Source organism: Candidatus Margulisiibacteriota bacterium, from assembly GCA_018822365.1.
In the GTDB taxonomy this organism is placed as follows: domain Bacteria; phylum Margulisbacteria; class WOR-1; order O2-12-FULL-45-9; family XYB2-FULL-48-7; genus XYB2-FULL-45-9.
The window spans coordinates 1-21,813 of sequence record JAHJKL010000048.1; the positions used below are offsets into that span (position 1 = coordinate 1).

21 protein-coding genes are annotated in these 21,813 nt (G+C 52.0%); 3 read left to right on the plus strand and 18 right to left on the minus strand.

The annotated features are described in order from the left end of the window. The first annotated feature begins 423 nt into the window (after window positions 1-423). Both KKF06_03790 and KKF06_03795 read left to right on the plus strand, forming a co-directional pair. On the plus strand, window positions 424-2,061 hold the full coding sequence (locus KKF06_03790; protein MBU1616891.1) for a tetratricopeptide repeat protein: 1,638 nt from the start codon (window positions 424-426) through the stop codon (window positions 2,059-2,061). Further along, complete coding sequence (locus KKF06_03795) at window positions 2,045-2,551, plus strand: hypothetical protein (protein ID MBU1616892.1); 507 nt, start codon at window positions 2,045-2,047, stop codon at window positions 2,549-2,551. The genes KKF06_03790 and KKF06_03795 overlap by 17 nt, the downstream gene beginning before the upstream one ends. On the opposite strand, the gene gcvPB is transcribed toward KKF06_03795, so the two are convergent. The 6 genes from gcvPB to nusB are packed head-to-tail and all read right to left on the minus strand — an operon-like array spanning window position 2,530 to window position 7,916. Further along, entirely contained in the window at window positions 2,530-3,993 is a 1,464-nt protein-coding gene (gcvPB, locus tag KKF06_03800; GenBank protein ID MBU1616893.1) for an aminomethyl-transferring glycine dehydrogenase subunit GcvPB, read from the minus strand. The two genes, KKF06_03795 and gcvPB, sit on opposite strands and share 22 nt — an antisense overlap. 17 nt (window positions 3,994-4,010) lie before the next feature. Further along, complete coding sequence (ugpC, locus tag KKF06_03805) at window positions 4,011-5,153, minus strand: sn-glycerol-3-phosphate ABC transporter ATP-binding protein UgpC (protein MBU1616894.1); 1,143 nt, start codon at window positions 5,151-5,153, stop codon at window positions 4,011-4,013. Then, window positions 5,122-5,577 carry a 6,7-dimethyl-8-ribityllumazine synthase gene (gene ribE, locus KKF06_03810; protein ID MBU1616895.1) on the minus strand — a complete coding sequence of 152 codons (456 nt, stop codon included), beginning with the start codon at window positions 5,575-5,577 and terminating at the stop codon, window positions 5,122-5,124. The genes ugpC and ribE overlap by 32 nt, the downstream gene beginning before the upstream one ends. After that, window positions 5,540-6,808 (minus strand): bifunctional 3,4-dihydroxy-2-butanone-4-phosphate synthase/GTP cyclohydrolase II, encoded by a 1,269-nt coding sequence (locus tag KKF06_03815; protein MBU1616896.1) that lies wholly within the window; start codon window positions 6,806-6,808, stop codon window positions 5,540-5,542. Before KKF06_03815 ends, ribE begins: the two co-directional genes overlap by 38 nt. A gap of 6 nt (window positions 6,809-6,814) precedes the next feature. After that, window positions 6,815-7,474, minus strand: a complete 660-nt coding sequence (locus KKF06_03820; GenBank protein ID MBU1616897.1) for a riboflavin synthase — start codon at window positions 7,472-7,474, stop codon at window positions 6,815-6,817. 43 nt (window positions 7,475-7,517) lie between these two features. Beyond that, on the minus strand, window positions 7,518-7,916 hold the full coding sequence (nusB, locus tag KKF06_03825) for a transcription antitermination factor NusB (GenBank protein MBU1616898.1): 399 nt from the start codon (window positions 7,914-7,916) through the stop codon (window positions 7,518-7,520). 63 nt (window positions 7,917-7,979) lie between these two features. Between nusB and KKF06_03830 the strand changes: the two genes are divergently transcribed. Then, complete coding sequence (locus KKF06_03830) at window positions 7,980-9,068, plus strand: phosphotransferase (protein MBU1616899.1); 1,089 nt, start codon at window positions 7,980-7,982, stop codon at window positions 9,066-9,068. Here KKF06_03830 and accC read toward each other — a convergent pair whose 3' ends face one another. From accC to KKF06_03890, 12 genes are all read right to left on the minus strand, one after another. Further along, window positions 9,069-10,412 carry an acetyl-CoA carboxylase biotin carboxylase subunit gene (accC, locus tag KKF06_03835; protein ID MBU1616900.1) on the minus strand — a complete coding sequence of 448 codons (1,344 nt, stop codon included), beginning with the start codon at window positions 10,410-10,412 and terminating at the stop codon, window positions 9,069-9,071. It lies immediately after the preceding gene. A 24-nt stretch (window positions 10,413-10,436) separates the two neighbouring features. Further along, complete coding sequence (locus KKF06_03840) at window positions 10,437-11,666, minus strand: divalent metal cation transporter (protein ID MBU1616901.1); 1,230 nt, start codon at window positions 11,664-11,666, stop codon at window positions 10,437-10,439. 1 nt (window position 11,667) lies between these two features. Next, on the minus strand, window positions 11,668-12,924 hold the full coding sequence (locus KKF06_03845; protein ID MBU1616902.1) for a CBS domain-containing protein: 1,257 nt from the start codon (window positions 12,922-12,924) through the stop codon (window positions 11,668-11,670). Between the two features lie 86 nt (window positions 12,925-13,010). Beyond that, the gene (gene dprA / locus KKF06_03850) at window positions 13,011-14,030 is read right to left on the minus strand and encodes a DNA-processing protein DprA (protein ID MBU1616903.1); all 1,020 of its coding nucleotides are present in this window, start codon (window positions 14,028-14,030) and stop codon (window positions 13,011-13,013) included. A gap of 1 nt (window position 14,031) precedes the next feature. Then, complete coding sequence (gene scpB / locus KKF06_03855) at window positions 14,032-14,715, minus strand: SMC-Scp complex subunit ScpB (GenBank protein MBU1616904.1); 684 nt, start codon at window positions 14,713-14,715, stop codon at window positions 14,032-14,034. Then, window positions 14,702-15,469: a segregation/condensation protein A gene (locus tag KKF06_03860; protein MBU1616905.1), complete on the minus strand. Its 768-nt coding sequence runs from the start codon at window positions 15,467-15,469 to the stop codon at window positions 14,702-14,704. Before KKF06_03860 ends, scpB begins: the two co-directional genes overlap by 14 nt. Beyond that, entirely contained in the window at window positions 15,466-16,449 is a 984-nt protein-coding gene (trpS, locus tag KKF06_03865) for a tryptophan--tRNA ligase (protein ID MBU1616906.1), read from the minus strand. The genes KKF06_03860 and trpS overlap by 4 nt, the downstream gene beginning before the upstream one ends. A gap of 46 nt (window positions 16,450-16,495) precedes the next feature. Then, window positions 16,496-18,088 (minus strand): penicillin-binding protein 2, encoded by a 1,593-nt coding sequence (locus KKF06_03870; protein MBU1616907.1) that lies wholly within the window; start codon window positions 18,086-18,088, stop codon window positions 16,496-16,498. 3 nt (window positions 18,089-18,091) lie between these two features. Next, window positions 18,092-19,033 carry a DNA polymerase III subunit delta gene (gene holA, locus KKF06_03875; protein ID MBU1616908.1) on the minus strand — a complete coding sequence of 314 codons (942 nt, stop codon included), beginning with the start codon at window positions 19,031-19,033 and terminating at the stop codon, window positions 18,092-18,094. Beyond that, window positions 19,026-20,195: a tyrosine--tRNA ligase gene (locus KKF06_03880; protein MBU1616909.1), complete on the minus strand. Its 1,170-nt coding sequence runs from the start codon at window positions 20,193-20,195 to the stop codon at window positions 19,026-19,028. Before KKF06_03880 ends, holA begins: the two co-directional genes overlap by 8 nt. Next, window positions 20,192-21,301: a 3-dehydroquinate synthase gene (aroB, locus tag KKF06_03885; GenBank protein MBU1616910.1), complete on the minus strand. Its 1,110-nt coding sequence runs from the start codon at window positions 21,299-21,301 to the stop codon at window positions 20,192-20,194. Before aroB ends, KKF06_03880 begins: the two co-directional genes overlap by 4 nt. Beyond that, the gene (locus KKF06_03890; GenBank protein ID MBU1616911.1) at window positions 21,298-21,801 is read right to left on the minus strand and encodes a shikimate kinase; all 504 of its coding nucleotides are present in this window, start codon (window positions 21,799-21,801) and stop codon (window positions 21,298-21,300) included. Before KKF06_03890 ends, aroB begins: the two co-directional genes overlap by 4 nt. Window positions 21,802-21,813 lie beyond the last annotated feature (12 nt).

The window sequence follows — 21,813 nt, forward strand, 5'->3', positions numbered from 1 at the left end:
ATACACTTGCCACTGGTGACTCCTTTCCCGTGTGTGATGACACGGCTTCTTAAGATCTGCTTGAGCTTTCTATAGTATATCTCGCTGATATATCCGATCTTAATTAACTGAGGGGGGTCACCATGTCCATAGAACTTTCTAAGCCCCGGATCAACTAATGAAATTTCCTCAATTATTTAACGATAATTATATACGAGCGAAAAAATATACTTTAGGGGGCCATTCAAAATGCGAACACCAGGACCGACAAGTGTCAGACAAGGTTTGCACTGTAACGCTGGTCAACCACCAAAAACAACATTTGTCAGACAGTTTATTGGTGCTCACCCTTCTCTTGTTCTCCCACAAACCGGCAATCGGAGTCAAGTCTTCGCCGCCCTGCTAAATCATGGCGGCAGTTCATCAGAACGAAATAAAGATCTTTTGGCTGTATTAGAAAAAATGGGGCTCCAGCATCCTATTATGCAGAGCGATTCCGCTGTTTTGGGACATTTAGGAAAACTCCGGGGAAATGCTCCAGAGATATATTCACCTGTTTATCACTCGCTGTTAATATTAACTTCAATTGTAAATCAATCTGAAGAAATTGCCGTTTCCCTCTCTCGAATAAATTTAAAGATCTTTCCCTCCTATTCAAAAAAGTTAGGCACCGTCTGGGGGCTCCCAACTGTTTCCGGCGGGTTAGGCGTCCGATACAGCGAAGACCCATCGGCGGCCGCCAGGTTGAAATACGGCAGTATCCTTCCCAACCAGATGATCACCCTCCCCCCGGGAGAGCGAGTCGCGACTTGTTTTGAATTCAGCGTACTGTTAATTTCTCTGCTCCGCGCCGCCGGCCTCACCGCTGAATTCAACATGGTAGAGAACGAGTCTCACGCTAATGTCGTCGTTACCATCAGAAACGATTATACCGGCCGCGATCAGTATTATTTATTGGATGCCGCCAGACATTCCTTCGCGGAAATACCAGAAAGGCCAGGCACCATTGTTGACGACGCTACTGTCTATATGAAAAGCTGCACCAACCGGATTTTTTGGCGCGTCCAGCAGGACGCGATCGGCCTGGGACATGCCGAATGGTGCCAGGAGCTTAACGACTGCGTCGCTGGCGCCGCGCTGGCTGGACAAAATCAAAGCCAGAGAACCTTCAACGCCCTGGGGCTCGCCAAACTAAAAATCGGCAATAAGCAAGGGACTATCCCATTCACCGAACGTGAAATCAACGCCGCGGCGTTTGCCGTCGAGCGGGCCGCTCAACCTGAGTTAGACAAATACTTTACCAGTCAGGGGCTCGGGCCAAACCCTTCACCTTCCCAGATTGCCGCCGCTTTTAATCTATTACTCGACAGCGCTGACTCATCATCGTCTGGCCTCAAGCTTGACCGGAGCAATCCCAAAAATGGAGTCACGCCCAATAATCGTCTAATTATTAAAATTAAATTGGCGGAGCTCTTCCCGCAAACATTAACCAGCGGCCGCTCTTTCCTGAACAACCTGGAAAACGCCGTCGCCTGTTTCAAGGTGGCAATCACGCTGGACCCACAATACCGGACCGCCCGCTATAATCTGGCAAAAGCTCTTTTGGATCTGCGACAATACGGCGACGCCGAAGTTGTTATTCACCAGGCCCTTAATGTCTTTCAAAACGATCGTTACCTCCTCTGTCTGGCGGGGGAAGCGGCTGGCCACCTGGGAGACATCAACAACATGGAGCGGTATTATAAAAAAGCGCTGCTGCTCGACCACAATTACGTCATTGAAACGATCGCTGAACGGAACCCAGATGAGAGCCGTCGGGGATACTTTATATGGCAGGTTCTAGGTCTAGCCTGGAGTAAAGGCAAAGATTATGAGTCAGCCGCCACCTGCTTCCAGCACGCGCTGGCAATCAATCCTCACGACTCGACATCCGCTTTTGAACTCTCCTACGTGCGGCTGAAAATGGGGCATTTGCTGGGTGCGCTCGCCTCTTTCTTTCAGGGGATGCGTTCCCTGCTTAACCCAAACAGCCGCTTAATCGCCATTGATCCATTGGAAAACGTAGATGCCGCTGATCAGTAGACTTAGCTCAATTCTCCCGCTTCGCTGGGGAACCGTCGTCTCGGCTGATAAGCCAGGGGGGGCCAAGGCTTTGTTCTTTCGTGGCATCAAAGGTGAACATCGACCGCTTATTCCGACCGAGGGAAATGACCGTCTCTTTTTTCTCGCGCCTCGGCAAGAAGTCATGAGACTGCTTGAGGGATACAAAGCAATCGACGAAGGATCAACCAACGGAGCAAACTCCTTGCCTCCCTCCCTACGCCGGGAAGTTTTTTTAGGGATAGCGGCTGATTTCGCGGCTTTATTAAATAGCGGGTTAGCTTTTTTAATAGAAAGAAGCCCAGCTGGCACCAGGGAAAAAACAATCCGCCGGGAAACATCAGGCACTTACTTTTTTTCAACAAATGAGAATCTGACCTTTATTGATGACCACATTCCCCCGGTGAGTCCTTTGGAAATGATTTTTCCGGCTGTCGGCCCGCGACCGGATTATTTTCCGCCGAAAAAATAGCGCAGGTTAAGGTCTCTGGCCGCTTTCGCTTCATCCAGCCTTCTTACCGGCGTGGTTTGAGGCGCATTTTTCACCAGCTCCGGCGTTGTTTCGCACTCTTTGGCAATGGCGATCATCGCGTCACAAAATTCGTCCAGGGTCGCTTTTGATTCCGACTCGGTCGGCTCGATCATCAGAGACTCTTCCACGATCAGCGGGAAATAGATCGTCGGCGGATGAAACCCGTAGTCGATCAATCTTTTGGCGATATCGAGCGCTTTGACCCCGTATTTTTCTTTTTGCCACTTGGCCGACAGGACAAATTCATGCTGACAGGGTCGGTCGTAAGGAAGCCAATAATGTTCTTTGAGCCGGTTCATCATGTAATTGGCGTTCTCAACCGCCTTTTCAGAAACTTTTTTTAACCCTGCTCCGCCTAAGGAGCGGATATAAGCATATGCTTTAATAATAACGTTTATATTGCCATGAAAAGGATGGACCCGGCCGATCGATTTCGGAGAAACGTCAGAAGAAAACTTGTATTTCTTCCCTTTTTTAACTATCCGCGGCGTCGGAAGAAACGGGACCAGTTTTTTGTTGACCCCTACCGGCCCGGCCCCCGGCCCACCACCGCCGTGCGGTGCAGAAAAAGTCTTGTGTAAGTTGAAATGAGCAACATCAAAACCCAGGTCAGCCGGACGGCAGATCCCAAGATTGGCATTGGCATTTGCTCCGTCGTAGTAAAGTAGCCCTCCCGCTTTATGGACCAGTTCGGCAACCTCCAGAATATGCTCGTCAAATAGTCCCAGAGTATTGGGATTGGTCAGCATTAGCGCGGCGGTGTCTGGCCCAAGCGCCGCTTTGACCGCCGCAACATCGATATTTCCCCGTTCATTAGACTTAATAACAACCGGTTCGTACCCGACAATCGCCACCGAAGCCGGATTGGTCCCGTGAGAGGAATCGGGAATAATGACTTTGCGCCTCTCTTTTTCACCTTTATCCCGGTGATATTCCTTGATCATCATCAGGGCGGTCAACTCACCGTGCGCGCCGGCAGCCGGCTGAAGGGTAAACGCGTTATAACCAAAGATCGCGCAAAGGTACTGCTCAAAATTGTACAGGAGCTCCAGCATCCCCTGGATATCTTTTTCTTCCTGTAATGGATGAAGTTCGGTAAAGCCCGGCAAACTGGCAACATCTTCGTTAACTTTGGGGTTGTATTTCATGGTACAGGAACCTAAGGGGTAAAACTGAGTATCAACTGAAAAATTCATTCGCGACAAGCGGGTAAAGTGGCGGACAACATCAAGCTCGGTCAGTTCCGGCAGGTCAAGGTCGCCCCTGATAAGCTCAGGCGGAATAAGTTTTTCCAGCTCAACTTCCGGAACATCCAGCTCTGGCAGCGAACAACCGATCGCGCCAGGTGAAGATTTTTCAAATATCAACTTCTCCCTATTCACCTAATTCCCTATTCTTCCTAGACTATCGCTTTCTGGGTCTCCGGGTCAAAAAAGTGGATCTTTCGCAGGTCCATGACCAGGTCAAGTTCGGCTCCCGGCTTTGGGTCGGCAAATGTCCCAATGCGGCCGATCATCTGATCTTTCCCCGCCTTGACATAGACATTGATGTCGGAGCCCATCATCTCCCTGAAATCCACTTTAACTTTAATATGAAAACGATGCTGCTCTTCCAGCCAGGTGGAAGAAGGAACATCCCAAAGGTCTTCCGGCCTCATTCCAAAAACGACCTCTTTGTCAACATGGTTCGCCAGCTCGCCGTCAATTTCCGGTGGAACAAAAAAGGTAAAGGCTTCCCCTTCAAAGCTATATTTCCCGGCCTTCTTCCTGATCATCCCCTTGATAAAATTCATCTGGGGTGAACCAAGGAACCCGGCAACAAAGCGATTGGCCGGCTTTTCATAAATGCTGACCGGATTTTCAACCTGCTGGAGCTCGCCGTTCAGGATCACGGCAACCCTCTGCCCCAGGGTCATCGCCTCAACCTGATCGTGAGTCACGTAGATGATCGTCGTCTCCAGGCGCTTGTGGAGCCGCTGGAGCTCCGCCCGCATCTGGACACGGAGTTTTGCGTCAAGATTGGAGAGTGGCTCGTCCATCAGGAAAACCTGGGGATTGCGGACGATCGCCCGGCCAAGCGCGACCCGCTGGCGCTGGCCGCCGGAAAGTTGTTTGGGCAATCGATCAAGCAGCTTGGTCAGTTCCAGGCTTTCAGCTGCTTCCTTGACCCGCTCATCGATCTCCTTTTTGGGCAAACCGCGAAGCTTTAGTCCAAAAGCCAGGTTATCAAATACTTTCATGTGGGGATACAAAGCATAGGATTGGAAGACCATGGCAATGTTCCGGTCTTTAGGGGGAACATCGTTGATCAGCCGGTCGCCGATATAGATCTTCCCTTCAGAAACTTCTTCAAGCCCGGCGATCATCCGGAGAGTGGTCGTCTTGCCGCAGCCGGACGGCCCGACCAGTACGACAAACTCCTTGTCTTTGATCTCCAAATTGACGTTCTTGACCGCGACGACATCATCGAAATATTTAAAAACGTTCTCTAATACGACTTTTGCCACTGGCTTATATCTCCTTACCCAGGTTTGCCATTTCAATCGCTGATTGGGCGGCGGCAAACCCTTTATTTGATTTGACTCCGGAGCGCTCGAGCGCCTGCTCCAGGTTGTCAGTCGTCAAAACGCCAAAGATCACCGGGACACCGGTCTGCAGGCCAACCTGGGCGATCCCCTTGGCCGCTTCGGAAGCGACATATTCAAAATGCGGCGTTCCACCCCTGACCACCGCGCCAAGGCAGATGACCGCGTCATAGTTCTTGGCAAGCTTCTGCGCGACCAACGGCATTTCAAACGCTCCCGGCACCCAGACAATGGTCACATTCTCGTCTTTGGCTCCGTGGCGCTTCAGGCAGTCTTCCGCCCCTCCAACCAATCCTTTCGAGATCATTTCATTGAACCGGGAAACGATCAGGCAAAACTTAAGTTTACTTGCTTCCAGATTTCCGGCGATCACTTTTACCATGTTTAACAACCCCCTCTAATAAATGGCCCAGCTTGCGGGATTTTGTCCGCAAGTATTTTTCGTTAAATTTATTTGACCCCACTTCAAGCGGCAGTCGTTGAGTGATCTTTAGCCCGTATCCCGCAAGACCAACAACTTTTTTTGGGTTATTGGTCAAGAGTTTGATCGAAGTTAAGCCCAGGTCACAAAGGATCTGCGCCCCGATCCCGTAATCGCGCAGGTCAGGAGCAAAACCAAGCATTTCGTTCGCTTCAACAGTATCGTACCCCTGCTCCTGCAGTTCGTACGCCCGTAATTTGTCCTTCAGTCCTATTCCCCGCCCTTCCTGTCTCATGTAAAGCAAAACCCCAAGGCCGCAAAATTCGATCTTTTCCAGAGCTTTGGCCAGTTGCTCGCCGCAATCGCAGCGGAGCGAACCAAACGCGTCGCCGGTCAAACATTCAGAATGAACGCGGACCAGGACGTCTTTTTTCCCTTTTACTTTCCCCTTGACCAACGCAATATGGCTCTCGCCATTTAAGATGTTCTCATAACCCACGGCCGAAAACTCCCCATGTTTGGTCGGCAGTTTTACCGTCGAGATCCGCCTGACCAGCTTTTCGTGGTTCATCCGGTAAGAGATCAGGTCGGCAACGGTAACGATCTTGAGCTTGTGCCAGCGGGCAAATTCCATAAGCTGGGGGACCCTCGCCATGCTGCCGTCCTGATGAATGATCTCGCAAATGACCGCGGCCGGATATAGTCCGGCCATCTTGGCCAGGTCGACCGAAGCTTCGGTATGCCCGGCCCGCCGCAGGACCCCCCCTTCAACAGCGCGCAATGGGAAGATATGGCCCGGTTTAACCAGGTCGTTCACTTTTGATCTGGGATTGATCAGAACTTCAATGGTCTTTGCCCGGTCCGACGGGGAGATCCCGGTCGAGACCCCAAAGCGATGATGCGCGTCAACTGACACGGTAAAGGCGGTCCGGAGTTTTTCCCGGTTGTTCCCGACCATCTGGTCAAGTTCCAATTCGTCGGCCCGGTCGCCAGTCATGGGAACGCAAACCAATCCTTTGGCATGAGTGATCATAAAATTAACAAGCTCCGGAGTGATCTTTTCCGCCGCCACGACCAGGTCACCTTCGTTCTCCCGGTCGGCGTCGTCAACCACGACGACAAGTTTTCCGTTACGGATATCTTCTATCGCTTCGGCAATTGTATTGAATTTAATTTTAGATTTTACGTTCATTTAAGGTCAGTTCTCGATCCAGCCCATCGGTAAAAATCCAACCCGCATCATCGGGTCGTCGAGCATGTCGACGCCTTCTTCACGCCGGAGATGGTGTTCAATATATTTGGAAAAGATGTCGGCTTCAATGTTGACCTTGTCTCCGGCGGTCAGGGACCCCAAAGTGGTCTGCTTCAGAGTAAGCGGAATGATCGAAACACGCAGCAACCCCTGCCGAAAACCGGCAACGGTCAGGCTGACACCATTGATCGCGATCGAACCTTTGGCCACAAAATAATTCATCAGGTCGCTCGGCACGGCAAGATAAAGCTCAATCGCGTCACCGGAGCGGACAGTTTCGCGGACCTCGCCGACACCGTCGATATGGCCGGTAACAATGTGCCCGCCAAGCCGGGCGGTAACCAAAAGGGCTTTCTCCAAATTAACTTTATCGCTAACTCTAAGCTCGCCGATAGTGGATTTTTTAAGCGTTTCCGAGGAAAGATCAAACTCAACGTAGTCGCGGCGGATGTGAGTAATGGTCAAGCAAACCCCGTTCACGGCAAGGCTTTCTCCGACCTTGGTCCCTTCAAAATACTTCCTGCTATAAATGACCAGCTTGGCCGCACTCCCTTGTCGGACAAGAGAGGCAACGCTGCCTATTTGCTCAATTATTCCTGTAAACATAAGGATATTTTACCACATTTTAGCGTCTGGCTCAAGCCGGGGATTAAGGCAAGCGGAGATACGCGCCAAGTATCCCGTTGATAAACTTAGCCGCCTCTTCGGAACTGTACTTTTTGGCCAGTTCGACCGCTTCGTTAACTACGACCGAAGGGGGTGTTTCTGCGGCTTTAAGCTCGCTAAAGGACAGGCGGAGAATGCTCCGGTCAACCTTGCCTATTCTATCCAGAGGCCAGTCGACCGAAAATTTGGCGATTATCTGGTCGCTCCACTCCCGGTCGGCCCAGGCCTGTTTGGCCAGTTTTTCGGAAAAGCCAATTGTTTCATCAATGAATTTTTCCGACTCAAAGAGGTTCTTTAGCGCTTCTTCGATCGAATTATTGGATATTTCCGCCTGGTAAATGGCCTGCATCGCCAACCGGCGGGAGGTTGTTCGTTTTCCCATAACTTCAGTATATCATTCAAGTCTGAAATTATCCAACATTTATGACGATAAATAGCAAGGATCATGACCTATCTTCAATCATATATTGGTTTTAACGCGCCAAGCCTATCGGTAACGGCCCGCAGGAACGCCGGCTTGCCCATTTGGCGCAACCCAGATAATTATAGAATAATTGGTGACGCCAATAACAGGCGGCTGGTTGTTCTTGACGTTGAAGGCCGGATCAAACATGGGAACGCTCCAGTTTATCGCGGTTTTTTGATATCGCCTGAAACACCTTTTGGCCATCCTTGTCAGCCTGAACCGATTTTCATCAAATTTCCTCACGGATCTGAAATCGGCCTCTATGAATGGTTGGAAAAAGAAAAAGAGACATTGACCGCCTTAATTGACATCCCCAGAGTACCGCGGTTTTTGGCCGCCGGACAAGCTGACATTATCGAATACCAGCGCTTTGGCCAGGATTGGCATGATTGGCTTAAAAATGGAAATCAACCTCCATATCCTTATAAAATGCCGTTTATCGTTATCTCTTCAGTAAATGGAACAGCAATGAACGCCTTTAGCGACCAAACCCTCAAATTTGTACCAAGCAGACAAAGGCTCGGTTGGTTGACTGGCACGGTGCTTGCCGGGGCGTCTGAACTGCTGGCCAGGGTCCATGATCACGGCATTATCCATCGAGACCTAAAACCCGCCCATATTCTATACGACCAGGAAGAACAGATAGTTGGCCTAATCGACTTCGGATCTTCAACCAGAATTGCCGACCGGCCAATAAACGGCCACTTCGGAACATTAGCTTTTTTCCCGCCTGAATATGTGTTTGAGCCGCCGGAGAAAGAAGATCCAAGGATCGATGCCTACTCAATAGGAAGCACCGCCTTCACCCTGGCTTCCGGCGGCGGACATATTCATTACGGGGAACGTTTACCGGTCGACACGGTATATAATTTTGTCGAAAATATCTGGGCGTATCGGAGCGCGGGGGTCGCGGAATTGATCAAAGAAAGCAATCTGCCGGCGGAACTAAAAGAGACCTCTTTTGCTCGCTATATTTTTCAATTGATGCATCCTGATATAAATCAACGGCCAATCAACATGCGCGAGATCGCCGATAATTTCAGAAGGATCGGGGCGGAGTTGGGCTGATCAGCTCCCGAAATGCTCTTCGATAAACTTGGTGGTCGCTTCCCCTCTTTTGAAAGCTTCATTGCGCAAGACTTTCAGGTGAAAAGGGATCGTGGTGTGAATGCCGACGATAACGTACTCGTCTAAGGCCCGCTCCATCCGCTGGATCGCTTCCGTCCTGGTTTTCCCCCAGGCGATCAGTTTGGCGACGAGAGAGTCGTAGTGCGGCTGGATATAATAGCCGGAATAAACGTGGCTGTCGACCCTGATACCAGGCCCGCCGGGAGCATGATAAGCCCTGATCTCCCCCGGGCTCGGCATGAAATTGCGGGTGTGATCTTCAGCATTAATTCGGCATTCGATCGCGTGTCCCTGGTATTTAACGTCGCCCTGGCGGAACCTGAGCCGATCCCCGTCCGCGATCATGATCTGCTCTTTGATAATATCAACATTGGTGATCATCTCGGTCACCGGATGCTCGACCTGGACGCGGGTATTCATTTCCATAAAATAAAAATTGCCGTTCTTGTCGAACAGGTACTCGATGGTTCCGGCACTGTGGTACTTGACCGCTTTTGCCGCCCGGACCGAGGCTTCCCCCAGTTTTTTGCGGGTCCGATCGTCAACCACCGGAGAAAGTGATTCTTCAACTAATTTTTGGTGGCGCCGCTGGATCGAGCAGTCGCGCTCCCCAAGATAAACGACATTGCCGTGCCTGTCGGCCAGGATCTGGACCTCAATGTGACGCGGCTCTTCGATGAACCGCTCCAAATAGACTTCCGGGTTGCCGAACGCAGCCCCCGCTTCGCTCTTGGCGGTCCGCATCAGGTGGAGAAAATCCTTGGGGTCAAGGCAAATGCGTAATCCCCGGCCGCCGCCGCCGGCGGTCGCCTTGATAGCGATCGGAAATCCGATCTTTTCGGCGACTCTCTGCGCCTCCCCTTCGTCGGAAATCGTCCCGTCGGAACCGGGGACGATCGGAACGTTGGCCTTGGCCATGGTCTTTCGGGCGGTCGCCTTATCCCCCATTTTGTCCATCGCTTCGGGATCGGGACCGATAAAAACGACCTTATTGGCGGCGCAGATCTCCGCAAATTTTGAATTTTCCGCCAGGAAACCATAACCGGGGTGGATCGCTTCCGCGCCGGAAACTTCGGCGACACTGATGATGCTGGGGATGTTCAGATAGCTTTGGGTCGGGGCGGCCGGCCCGATACAGAACGATTCGTCAGCGATCTTGACGTGCAGCGAGTCTTTGTCCGCTTCGGAGTAGACGGCCACTGTCTTGATCCCCATCTCTTTGGCCGCCCGGATAATCCTGACGGCGATCTCTCCGCGATTAGCGATCAGTATTTTTTTGAACATGCAAGGTCGAATGTTATCATGGAATTAAAAGAAGGTCAAATAAAGCATGATCAGGGAAATAACAGTAAAGCAGACGATCGTCAACCAGGCGATGGCGTTGAACAAGCTGCTGTTGACATGATTCCCCATCATTTTTTTATCGTTAATAAGCCGTAATATGACCACAAAAATGATCGGCAAAATAATTGTATTCAACGCCTGAGAAGCAACCAGGATGAACATGATCGGCAATTGCGGCAGAAGGACCAGAAAAGTACAGACAAAAATGCAAAAGCCAATGATCAGATAAAAAAGCGGAGCATCCCGGTAAGAAGAGTTTACTTTCCGCTCTGTTCCTAAGACCTCGGTTATCGCGTAGGCGGTCCCCATGGAAATAACGCAAACTCCGAGGATCGAAGCGTTGAGCAGCCCCCAGGCAAAAAGATGTTTGGCAAAATCTCCAAGCAGCGGCCCAAGGGCCCGGGCGGCGTCAATAGCGCTTTCGATCCTTACCCCTTTGACATAAAGGGTCGCGGCACAGGAAATAATGATAAAATAAGCGACCAGATCGGTCCATATTGCTCCAAAGATCACATCCAGCCGGGCGTTTTTCAGATGTTTCTTGGTTACCCCTTTATCGACAAAATACGACTGGACAAAAAACTGCCCCCAAACGGTCAGAGTGGTCCCGATCAAAGCGGTCGCGGTAAAAATATATTCCCGGTTTAGCGGCAAATATGGGACAAAGCTCCCCCGGACCATTGCCGGAATGTCCGGCCTGGCAAGGAATCCATTGATTATGTAGCCAAAAAACAAGATACATGAGGTCAGAAATATATTCTGGACCAGGTTAAAGCTCCCTTTAACGATAATATAATATATCAGCACACTAAAGATCGGCACAAAAATATAGCGGGGCAGACCATAGATGTCGGCAACCGAGGCGATCCCGGCCACATCAGCTAAAACGTTGGAAAAATTAGCCAGAAAGACCAGGCTGATCAGGATCAAAGCGCTCTTTAAACCAAGCTTTTCTCTGATCAGATCGGCCAACCCTTTGCCGGTCACCACCCCAAGCCGCATACCCATCTCCTGGGTGACGTAAAGCATGATGGTAATTAAGATCAGGATCCAAAGCATCCGGTAGCCGAAATGAGCCCCAACTATCGAATACGTCGCGACCCCACCGGCATCATTATCGGCGGTCCCGGTTATGATCCCCGGACCGATTACCGATAAAAAAATGATTCCCCTGATCCACCAGTAGCGCAGCATTTTAACCTATCCTTTGCCTTTTGCGGCGGGCAACAGGCGGTAAAATGTAATCAACCACGTCGTCGATCGTTACGATCCCGAGGATCTTCTTTTCCTCATCAACCACCGGCACCGCCAGCAAATTGTATTTGGAAAAGATCTCGGCGGTCTCTTTTTCTTTCATCTCCGGTGTCAAAGTCACAAAATCGGTGATCATGATGTCGGAGATCAGCCGGTCCGGCGGTGAAACGATCAAATTTCTCAAGCTCAGAATCCCGGCCAAATGATGTTGATCATCGACCACGTATAAATAATAAATAGTCTCCGCCCCCGGGGCGATCTCCCGCAGTTTGGCGATCGTCGCTTCTACCGTCATATCCTGGGGAAAAGTGATAAATTCGGTGGTCATGAGCCCCCCCGCGGTCTGGTCGTGATGCTTTAGCAGCTCGCGGATCTTCCCCGCTTTACCGACCCGCATCAGCCGAAGGAGCTCTTCGGCCTTTTCCTGCGCGAGGTCGCCGATAATATCGGCCGCTTCGTCGACCGGCATCTTCTCCAAAACTCCCAGCGCCTTTTTGGTGTCAATGTTGGAAACAATGATCGCCCCTAGCATCGGCTCCAGCTCGTGCAGGGCTTCGGCCGCGGTCTTATCGGCGAGGGAAGAAAAGATCGCTGTCTTCTCATCAACGTGGAGCTGGGAAATGATCTGGGCAACATCGGCCGGGTGGAGGTCAGAAATAGTTTTGCTCGGAATGGCGATCTTGCCTCCAGTAAGCCACTGGACATGGTCCCAACCGATCAGGCTCTCCTGGATCCGGCGGTGAAAGACCGAAGTGACCCAGTTGACCGCCCCCTCCAACCCCAAACGCCGCAGCATCCCCAGCGTCCCAACATCGGCCGCGATCAGCCGGACATCCTGGTTCATCTTGGCCAGCTTCAGGTCGTTGACCCGAATAACCCTCGCCCCTTCCAGGTCAACTATCTGTTTGTCGACAATATCCCGCATCAGCATAACTTCGCCTTCGCGGCGCGTCGCCAGCGCAACCTGCTCCCTGGGACTGCGGGTAGAAACAAACCGCCGGCCGATCAGGTCGATCTCGCCGATCAACAGGACTTTTTCGGCCCCTTCTATGGTTATGATCAAAAGGCCGGCAACTTTGGGAAAGGATTCTCCCAAAGCAATGATAATATCTTTGACTTTGCCGATGTTTTCCTGCACGCGATCAACCACAGGAATGCCGATTAGCTCTGAAGCGAACATTTCAGAAAATAAAACCATGATGAAGCCCCCCAATATTTGTCGGACTGGGGAATCTAGAGAGGTTTTGCAAGATCACCAGATCACCTAGCCCTGGACCGAACTCATTATATCATAATGTAATATTGGCCCGGGAGTTGTTTTACCGCCCGCTTGATCTCTAAAGAAAGAAGCAGGGTTGAAAGCTGGTATCCGGGTAAAGCTAATTCAGCGGCAATGACGTCCAAATGTTTTGGCTCCCGGCTTAAGCGGGCAAAGATCCGTTCCTCTTCCAGGGTTAATTGGCAGGCGGCTGCCGGCCGGCACTCCCGCTCATTGTTTTGGGGTTCCAGGTTAAGTTCAACCAGGACATCGTTAACCGTTTCAACCAGCTTAGCCCCGTCTTTGATCAGTGAATGAGGCCCGCGGCTTAATTCGGAATCGATCCTTCCCGGCACCGCCATGACCTCCCGCCCCTGCTCCAGCGCCATCCGGGCAGTGATCAGCGCGCCGCTCTTTTCTCCCCCTTCGACCACGATCACCGCCCGACAAAGACCGGAAACTATCCGATTGCGCCGCGGGAAGCTCCAGGTCTGCGGTTTTTGACCAAGCGGATATTCGGATATGACCCCGCCGCTCTTACTTATCTCGATCGCCAGCCTGGCATTACAATACGGGGTTGGAGCATCCACCCCACCGCCCAGAACCGCGATCGTCCGTCCGCCGGCCGACAACGCCCCTTCATGAGCGGCAGTATCTATCCCCATCGCCAGACCGGACACTATCGTCAACCCGCAGCTGGCCAGGCCCGCGGCCAGTCGCCTGGCGCACTCCAACCCATACGCTGTCGCCTTTCTTGTTCCAACGATCGCCACGGCCGTCTCCATTTTCACTAAATCGCCTCGAAGATAGAGGATCGGCGGCGGGTCGTGGATCTGCTTTAGTATTTCCGGATAATCGTGGTCGACCAGCTGGATAATGCGGATATTGTTCTTTTGCGCGGTCTCTATCTGCCGGTCGGCAAGGTCAAGGGGAGCATTGAATTCGGCGCAAAGAGATTGGGGCGAATCCCCTCGCTCCAAACGCTGACGCAGTTTGATCGGCCCCAACCCCTCCACCATATTCAACCCCACCCAGTAACGCAGCATATTAAGCGATAGTTTCTTCTCCTGTAATTATTGTCAATGGCTCATCAGGCCCTGGTTCGTTGACCGGTTGCGCTTCAACTGGCGTTTCTGCCTGCTCTTCAGGCAAGACCGACCGATAATCGACCGGAGTTTCGTTGATATCAAACGGGAGCGGCGGCAGCTCCGACAGGTCCTTAAGGCCGAAATGGCGGAGAAAATTTTCGGTCGTAACATATATATATGGATGGCCCAGCGCCTCGCTCCGCCCCGCTTCTTTGATCAGCCGCTTGGAGATCAAGGTATCCATAATGTAATCGGCATTGACCCCGCGGACCCGCTCCACTTCCCCTCTGGTCACCGGTTGTTTATAAGCGATCACCGCCAAGGTATCGAGCGCCTGAGTCGACAGGGTGGTTTCAACTTTGGGACGGAGGACCTTTTGCACATATTCGGCGTTATCGGCGTTCGTCCCCATTAAGTAACCACCGGCCACCGAAAAGATCATAATTCCTCTGGCCTGATATTCAGTCAGCAATTCTTCCAGGGCCGGAAGGAAAACTTCTTGAGAAAGCTCCAATACTTCCGCCAGCTGGTCCGGTGACAACGGCTTGCGGGCGACAAACAGGACCGACTCAATAATGCTTTTGATCTTTGACCGGTCAAGGGCTACGGCCGCTTGCTCACCAATATTTTCAGCTGTTTCCATCTCTCTCTCCCCCTCCCCCGGCGGTGCCGAGGCTGATCATGATCGTCGCGAACCGGCGGTCCTGTTTCAAGTCAAGATTTCCCTGCTTGGCCAGCTCCAGGATCGCCAGGAAAGTGACCACTACTTCCAGTCTGGTCTTCCGGATAAACAGCTCTTCAAAAGGGACCCCGGCCGGTGTCCGGGTCAAGATCTCCCTGATCTCCACTATCCGCTCTTCCAGAGTGATCTCTTCCGCTTTAATGTGCAGAACGTTTTCCCGTTCGACCGCTTCGTCATAAACCTTCTTAAAAGCGACGACCAGGTCGCGCAAAGAAACATCGACCAGCTTGATCTCTTTGTCGACCTTCTCCCCCTCGTGGCGGGAATAGATCTTGTCAAAAACCTCTTTACGCTGGCGCAAATTCAAGGCGATCTGCTTATAGGCGGCATATTCATGGATATGGGAGATCAGCGACGCCTCGATCTTCAGGTCGTTTTCCGCTTCACCTTCGACCTGCCGGACCGGCAAAAGCCCTCGGGTCTTCAAGTCGATCAGGTAAGCCGCCATGTAAAGAAAGTCGGAGGCGGCGATCAAACCCGGTTTAAAGTTTTTCCAGTATTCAAAATAAGAAGAGATAATGTCGGAGATCGAAACGACCGCGGCCTCAAGCTTGCCGTCATCGATCGCTTTTAACAGCAGGTCGAACGGCCCCTCAAATACTTCAAGCTTGATCTGGTAAGCAGTCTCCCGGTTAAGCAGTGCTCCTTCCGTCATAATAAACCCACCGCCTGTTTGGCCTCTTTCAGGGTCTTGGAAGCGACCTCTCTCGCCTTGGCCGCTCCGGCCGCCAGTATTTTAGCGACCAGCTCCTGGTCTTTCTGGTAATGAGCCTGGCGGGCATGGATCGGCGCCAGATATTTGATCAGTATCTCTGCCAGCTCTTTCTTGCAGGCGACACAACCCCGTTTGGCAGACCGGCATTCTTCCGCCACGGTCCCGGTCATTTCTTTGCCAAAAACCTGATAATAAGCGTAGACCGGGCAAACTTCGGGATGTCCCGGATCATCTTTCTTTACCCTGGCCGGGTCGGTGATCATTGATCCGACTTTTTTCCGGAGCTCTTCCGGAGGGTCAGAAATAGCGATGGTGTTGCCGTACGACTTGCTCATTTTGCGTCCGTCGATCCCCGGCAGGACCGGGAAATTGGTGAGCGCATCCTTAGGCTCCGGGAACGTCTCCTTATAAAGAAAATTGAAGCGCCGCGCGACCTCTCGGGTCAGCTCAAGGTGCGGCAGCTGGTCCTCGCCAACCGGGACCAGATCAGCTTTATAGATCAAGATATCGGCCGCCTGAAGCAGTGGGTAACCGAGAAAACCGTATGTCCCCAGGTCCTTCTCCTTCATTTCGTCGATCTTCCCCTTATAAGTCGGGACCCTCTCCAGCCAGGAAAGAGGGGTGATCATCGAAAATATCAGGTGGAGCTCGGCATGTTCAGGAACATCAGACTGGCGGAAAAGGACCGCTTTTTCCGGATCGATCCCGGCTGACAGCAGGTCAACGGTCAATTGTTTGACGCTGGAGCGAAGATGTTTGGTTTCGGCGTAGGCGGTCGTTAAGGCATGGAAATCAGCGATAAAAAAGAAACATTGATGTTCGGTTTGCAGTTTGACCCAATTTTCCACCGCCCCGATAAGATTACCAAGGTGGAGTTTCCCTGTCGGCTGAATTCCTGATAAAACCCGTTTTTTAATCATAACAATTTTCAATGATTATAACACAAATATTAGTTGTTTCTCGCGCTCACAACATATCCGGTCGAACGTTCAAATACCGGAGGGTATATTCAGTGACCGTTTTAAACGGCGGAGCCGCCACTGTTTCCCCCCAGATCGAAGTCTGCGGCGCGTCAAAGATAACCAAAGTTATCACCGCCGGATCATTGAGCGGGGCCAAACCGATAAACGAAGTAATATACGAGTTCTTTAAATAACCCCGCCCACCCGGCGCGGCTTTTTGCGCGGTCCCGGTCTTGCCGCCAACAGAAAAATAAGCCATGGCCGCTTTCTTGCCGGTCCCCCGCAGGACAACATTTTTCATAATGGAAAGAACCGCTCCCGCCGTTTTCTCGGAAACGGCCCGCCGGTCTGGCCGTTCGTCAAACGCTTTCACAAAATTCCCGTCGCTCCCTTCGATCTTTCTAACAACATGCGGTTTCACCATTTTCCCTTTATTGGCAAAAGCGGAAACCGCTTGCAGAAGCTGAAGCGGGGTGACCGCCAACCCCTGGCCAAAAGTTGACATCCCGATCATTGCTTTTGGCCATTTTGGCCAATCCATTACTATCCCGCGCGATTCGCCGGCCAGACCAAAACCGATCTGCTCCCCAAAACCAAAGCGCCGGATAACTTGATGATATTTTTTTGCCCCCAGCATGATCCCGACCTGAACGGTCGCGGTATTGATCGACTGCTCCAGCATTTCCGAAATAGAGACGGTCGAGCCCTGCCAATCAATGTGGTGGGCATTGGTGATCTTGCGCCCGCCGATCTCGACCTGGTCCAGCGCTTTTAGTTTGGTATCGAGATTAATTACCCCTTGTTCAAGGCCAGCAGCAGCCAAAACCAACTTAAAGGTCGAGCCAGGCTCATAAGGATTTAAAAATCGGGGATGCCAGAGACGGGAATCGGCCTTCCCGTAATAATTGGGGTTAAAATCAGGTTTACTGGCCAGGGCGAGGATCTCCCCGTTCTTGGCATTCATGACAATGATCATACCGGACAAAGCCCCGGTCGCTTTGATCTGTCTGGAAAGTTCGCGTTCGGCAACATATTGAATGGCGCTATCAACCGTCAGGGTGACGCTCATCCCGTCGCCGCTCGGCTCGATCTCGCGGACCGCGCCGTAAAGCTCGCGGCCGGTCGGGTCCCCTTCGGTCACTACCTTTCCTGTTTTTCCCTGCAGGTATTTGTCCCAGGAAACCTCGATCCCGGAAAGCCCCTGATTGTCGACACCGACAAAACCAAGGAGCTGAGCGCATAACCGCTCTTTGGGATAGATCCTTTTTTTCTCCCTGATCATCCGGTATTCTTTGGGATTTTTTGCCAGCGCCCTGGCCGCTTCTTCCCGGGTAACTTTGCGGACGATCCAGGAGAACCCTTTTCGGCTGGTAAAAACCGAGTAAGAATCAACCGTGGTCGCCAGAATATCTCCCCGCGCGTCCAAAATATCACCCCGGTTGGTGGAGATCGGAATGATCCGCAGGCGCTGGTTTTGCGACCTTTCCAGATAGAACTTGTAATGGACGATCTGCAGGTCGACCAGCCGGACAATGACCGCCGCGAAACCGATCAGGAAAAAAAGAAAAAGCAACCTGAGCCGCGTTTTAAGCTGCATCGATCACGCTCCGCAGAGCGTGGTCAGCAGTATTTCAAATACAACCGCCTGCGACGCTCCGGACTTTAATTTCAGGTTAGTATCCAGAAGAACTATGATGTTGTTCTTTAATTCGTCCAGGGAAAAACGGTCGATCGTTTCCAGGCATTTTCTAACGTTAAACTGGCTCGCCCCAATCGCCTTGGCTACGCTGTAGGGGTTGCGGTCACGGCCGGGAAGAGCCTTGATCTGGAACATCAAGCGGTACTGCGTCCTAAGCAGCCCCAGCAGGGGCAACAGCTCTACCCGGTTATAAAGCAAGTTCTGGAAAAGCGTCAGCGCCAGCGTCAGATCTTTATGCCTTAGAGCGTCAACCAGGGCAAAGACGTTGACCTCTCCCTGTGAGGCGGCCGCCTTTACATCGGCCGGGGTGATCTCTCCAGATTCCCCGACATAAGTTGCCAGCTTATCGAGCTCATTGGCTAAGAAAGCCAGGTCAGTCCCGCAGACCTCGATCAAAAGATCGGCCGCGGGGGATGATATTTTTTTGCCGAGTTTTTTTCCCCGCTCCGTGATCCATTCTGCCAGCTGATCGGTCTCCCACGGCGCAAAAGAGCGGCATTCGGTCACCTCCGCCCTCTCGGCCAGGAACTTAAAGAACTTCATCCGCTTGTCGATCGCGGAAAAATGGAACACCGCGGTTACTCCCGGCGGAAGATCGCGCAGAGGAGCGATAAGATCGGCCTGATTTTCCGGGGATATTTCAATGTCCCTGATTATGACGACCTTATCCCCCCCTAAAAGGGTTTGGGTCTGCAGGGCCGAGCTTAATACGGCGGGGGAAATTTCGCCTTCAAGGATTTCGAGATCGAGGGAAGGATCGGCCACCGATCTTTTAAAAGCGGATATTTTTTCTTCGACCAGCAGCCGTTCGTCGCCGTAGATCAAATGGAGTTGATTAGACATTTTTGACGCGCAGGAATTTCCGTTTTCCGACCTTGATCGTCCGCTCTTGTTCAAGCGAGACGACCGCTTTTTCGTCGGCCGCGATCTGACCGTCTATGGATACCCCCCCCTGCTGGACCAGCCGCTTGGCTTCCGAGCGGGACGGCGCCAGCCCTGCCTCGGTCAACAGGTCAAGCAGCGGCAACTGACGATGCCCGGTGGTATAGAGTTCAACTTCCCTGGGGACCTCCCCTTTTTTAAAAACGGAGGTAAAATGTTCTTCGGCCGCCGCCGCCGCGCGATCATCATAAAAACGGGCTACCAATATGCGGGCCAGCTTCTTTTTTGCATCCATTGGATGGGCAGTTTTGATCTCCGCCAGCGATTCGGTCGTCAGCAGCTCATAATAGCGGATCATCAGCTGGTCCGAGATCGACATGATCTTGCCGTAGATCTCATTGGGTTCTTCGGTAATGCCGATATAGTTGCCGAGCGATTTACTCATCTTTTGGACCCCGTCGGTCCCTTCCAGCAGCGGCATGGTCAGGACCACCTGTGCCGCCTGACCCGCTTTTTGCTGCAGGGTCCGTCCCATCAACAAATTAAATTTCTGATCGGTCCCGCCGATCTCGATATCCGCCTTGAGATGGACCGAATCATGCCCTTGCAGAAGAGGATAAAGAAACTCCAGGATCGAAATATCCTTTTCCCCCTCAAAGCGGGCGGCAAAATCTTTCCGCTCCAGCATCCGGGCGACCGTGTATTGGGCCGAAAGCTTGAAAACATCCATCAGGTTCATTTTTTCCAGCCAATGCGAATTATAGACGATCTCGGTTTTCCTTTTGTCGAGGATCCTAAAAACCTGCTCTTTATAAGATCCGGCGTTAGCTTCAACCTGCTCCCTGGAGAGCGGCTTGCGGGTCTCAGACTTGCCGGAAGGATCGCCGATCATCGCGGTAAAATCGCCGATCAAAAATATGATGTGATGCCCCAGCTCCTGGAACTGGCGGAGCTTGTTCAAAACCACGGTGTGCCCCATATGGATATCGGGAGCCGACGGATCGGCCCCAAACTTGATCCGCAGGGGACGGCCAAGCTTTAATTTTTCCACCAGCTCATTCTCCGGGATGATCTCAACCGCCCCGCGCCTGATCAGCTCCAGCTGTTCATCATAGTTCTTCATTTTGCCCCCAGTTCGAGCAACGTCTTCCTGATTATTGGCAGCGGCACGTTGTCGCGAATGATGACTTTCCCCAGTTTTTCCGGAAGAACAAAGTTGACCTTCCCCCCCAGTACCTTTTTATCAATATTGATCCCGGCTATAAGCTTGCTGACCGGAAAGTTCTTTATTTCCGACGGCAAGCCAAGCTTGTCGAGCAATTGACGGAGCCGCGCGGTCACATTCGGGTCCAGAATGCCAAGCTTTTGAGCGACCAGCGCCGCCGCGACCATGCCGATCGCCACCGCTTCGCCATGATTATAAGAGCGGTAATGGGTCAGCGATTCGATCGCGTGGCCAAAAGTATGACCAAAGTTAAGGATCATCCGAAGTTTGGCCTCTTTCTCGTCTTTTTCCACCACTTCCGCCTTGATCTTGGCCGATTCGACGACGATCGTTTGCCAAAGTTTCATGGCGGCCCGCAGGGTATCTTCTTTTTCAAACGCCCTGGTATGAAGATGATGGGCGTTCTCTTCCAAAAATTTAAAAAAGCTCGCGTCTTTGATCATGCCGTATTTGACGATCTCGGCCAGTCCGGTCCGCAATTCCCGCGCCGGGAGAGAGGTGAGCGACTTAACGTCGACAAATACCAGCCGGGGCTGATAGAAGGCGCCGATCAGGTTTTTCCCCTTGGGGTGGTTGACCGCGGTTTTCCCGCCGATCGCGGCATCAACCTGCGCAAGCAAGGTGGTCGGCACCTGAATATAAGGGATCCCTCTCATATAATTGGCGGCGACAAAACCGGCCAGGTCTCCTACGACCCCGCCGCCAAGCGCGACGATCAGGCTGTCGCGATGGGCTCCGTGGCGGACCAGCTGGTCAAAAACTTTGGCCGCTTCGGCCAGGGTCTTGTGGTTTTCTCCCCGTTTGGTCTCGATCGTCACCAGCTTCCCTTTAAACCCCTTGCTGACCCGGTCACCATAAAGATCATTGACCAGCGGATCAGTGATCAGGAAGATCTCTTTTCCCCAGTTATTGGCCTCAACGATCTTGCCAAGCTCCGGCAGGATATCGGTCCCGATCAAAACATCATAACTGTGCTCTTTTAGATTGACCCTGATCTTGTTCATAATTTTAATTCCTTAATTATTTTTTCGGCTACTTCCGTTACCGAAAGAGTGGTCGTATCGATCGTCAGATCCGCTGCGGCCTGATAGCTTGGCCGCCGTTTCTCCAATAGCCTGGCGATCTCGGCCCGGGGGTCGCTAACGTTCAAAAGCGGCCGGTGCGTCTCCCGCCCGACCCGTTCATGGATCTTGTCCGGCTCGGCAGTAAGCAGGACGACTTTCCCTATCTCTTTGAGCAAGTCAATATTTTCCTGGCGCAAAACTATGCCGCCGCCGGCAGACAGGACAAAACCTTCATAACTTTTCAATGTCTTTAGCGTATCGGTCTCCAGCGCCCGAAAGTGATCTTCCCCCTCTTCTTTAAAGATCCGGCTGATCTTCTTCCCCTCCACCCCTTCGATCAGTTCGTCGGTATCAAGGAACTCAATGTTCAGTCTTTTGGCCAGCGCCTTGCCGACAGACGACTTGCCGGAACCCATAAAACCGATCAAAATTATGTTCATATATGTTTTAAT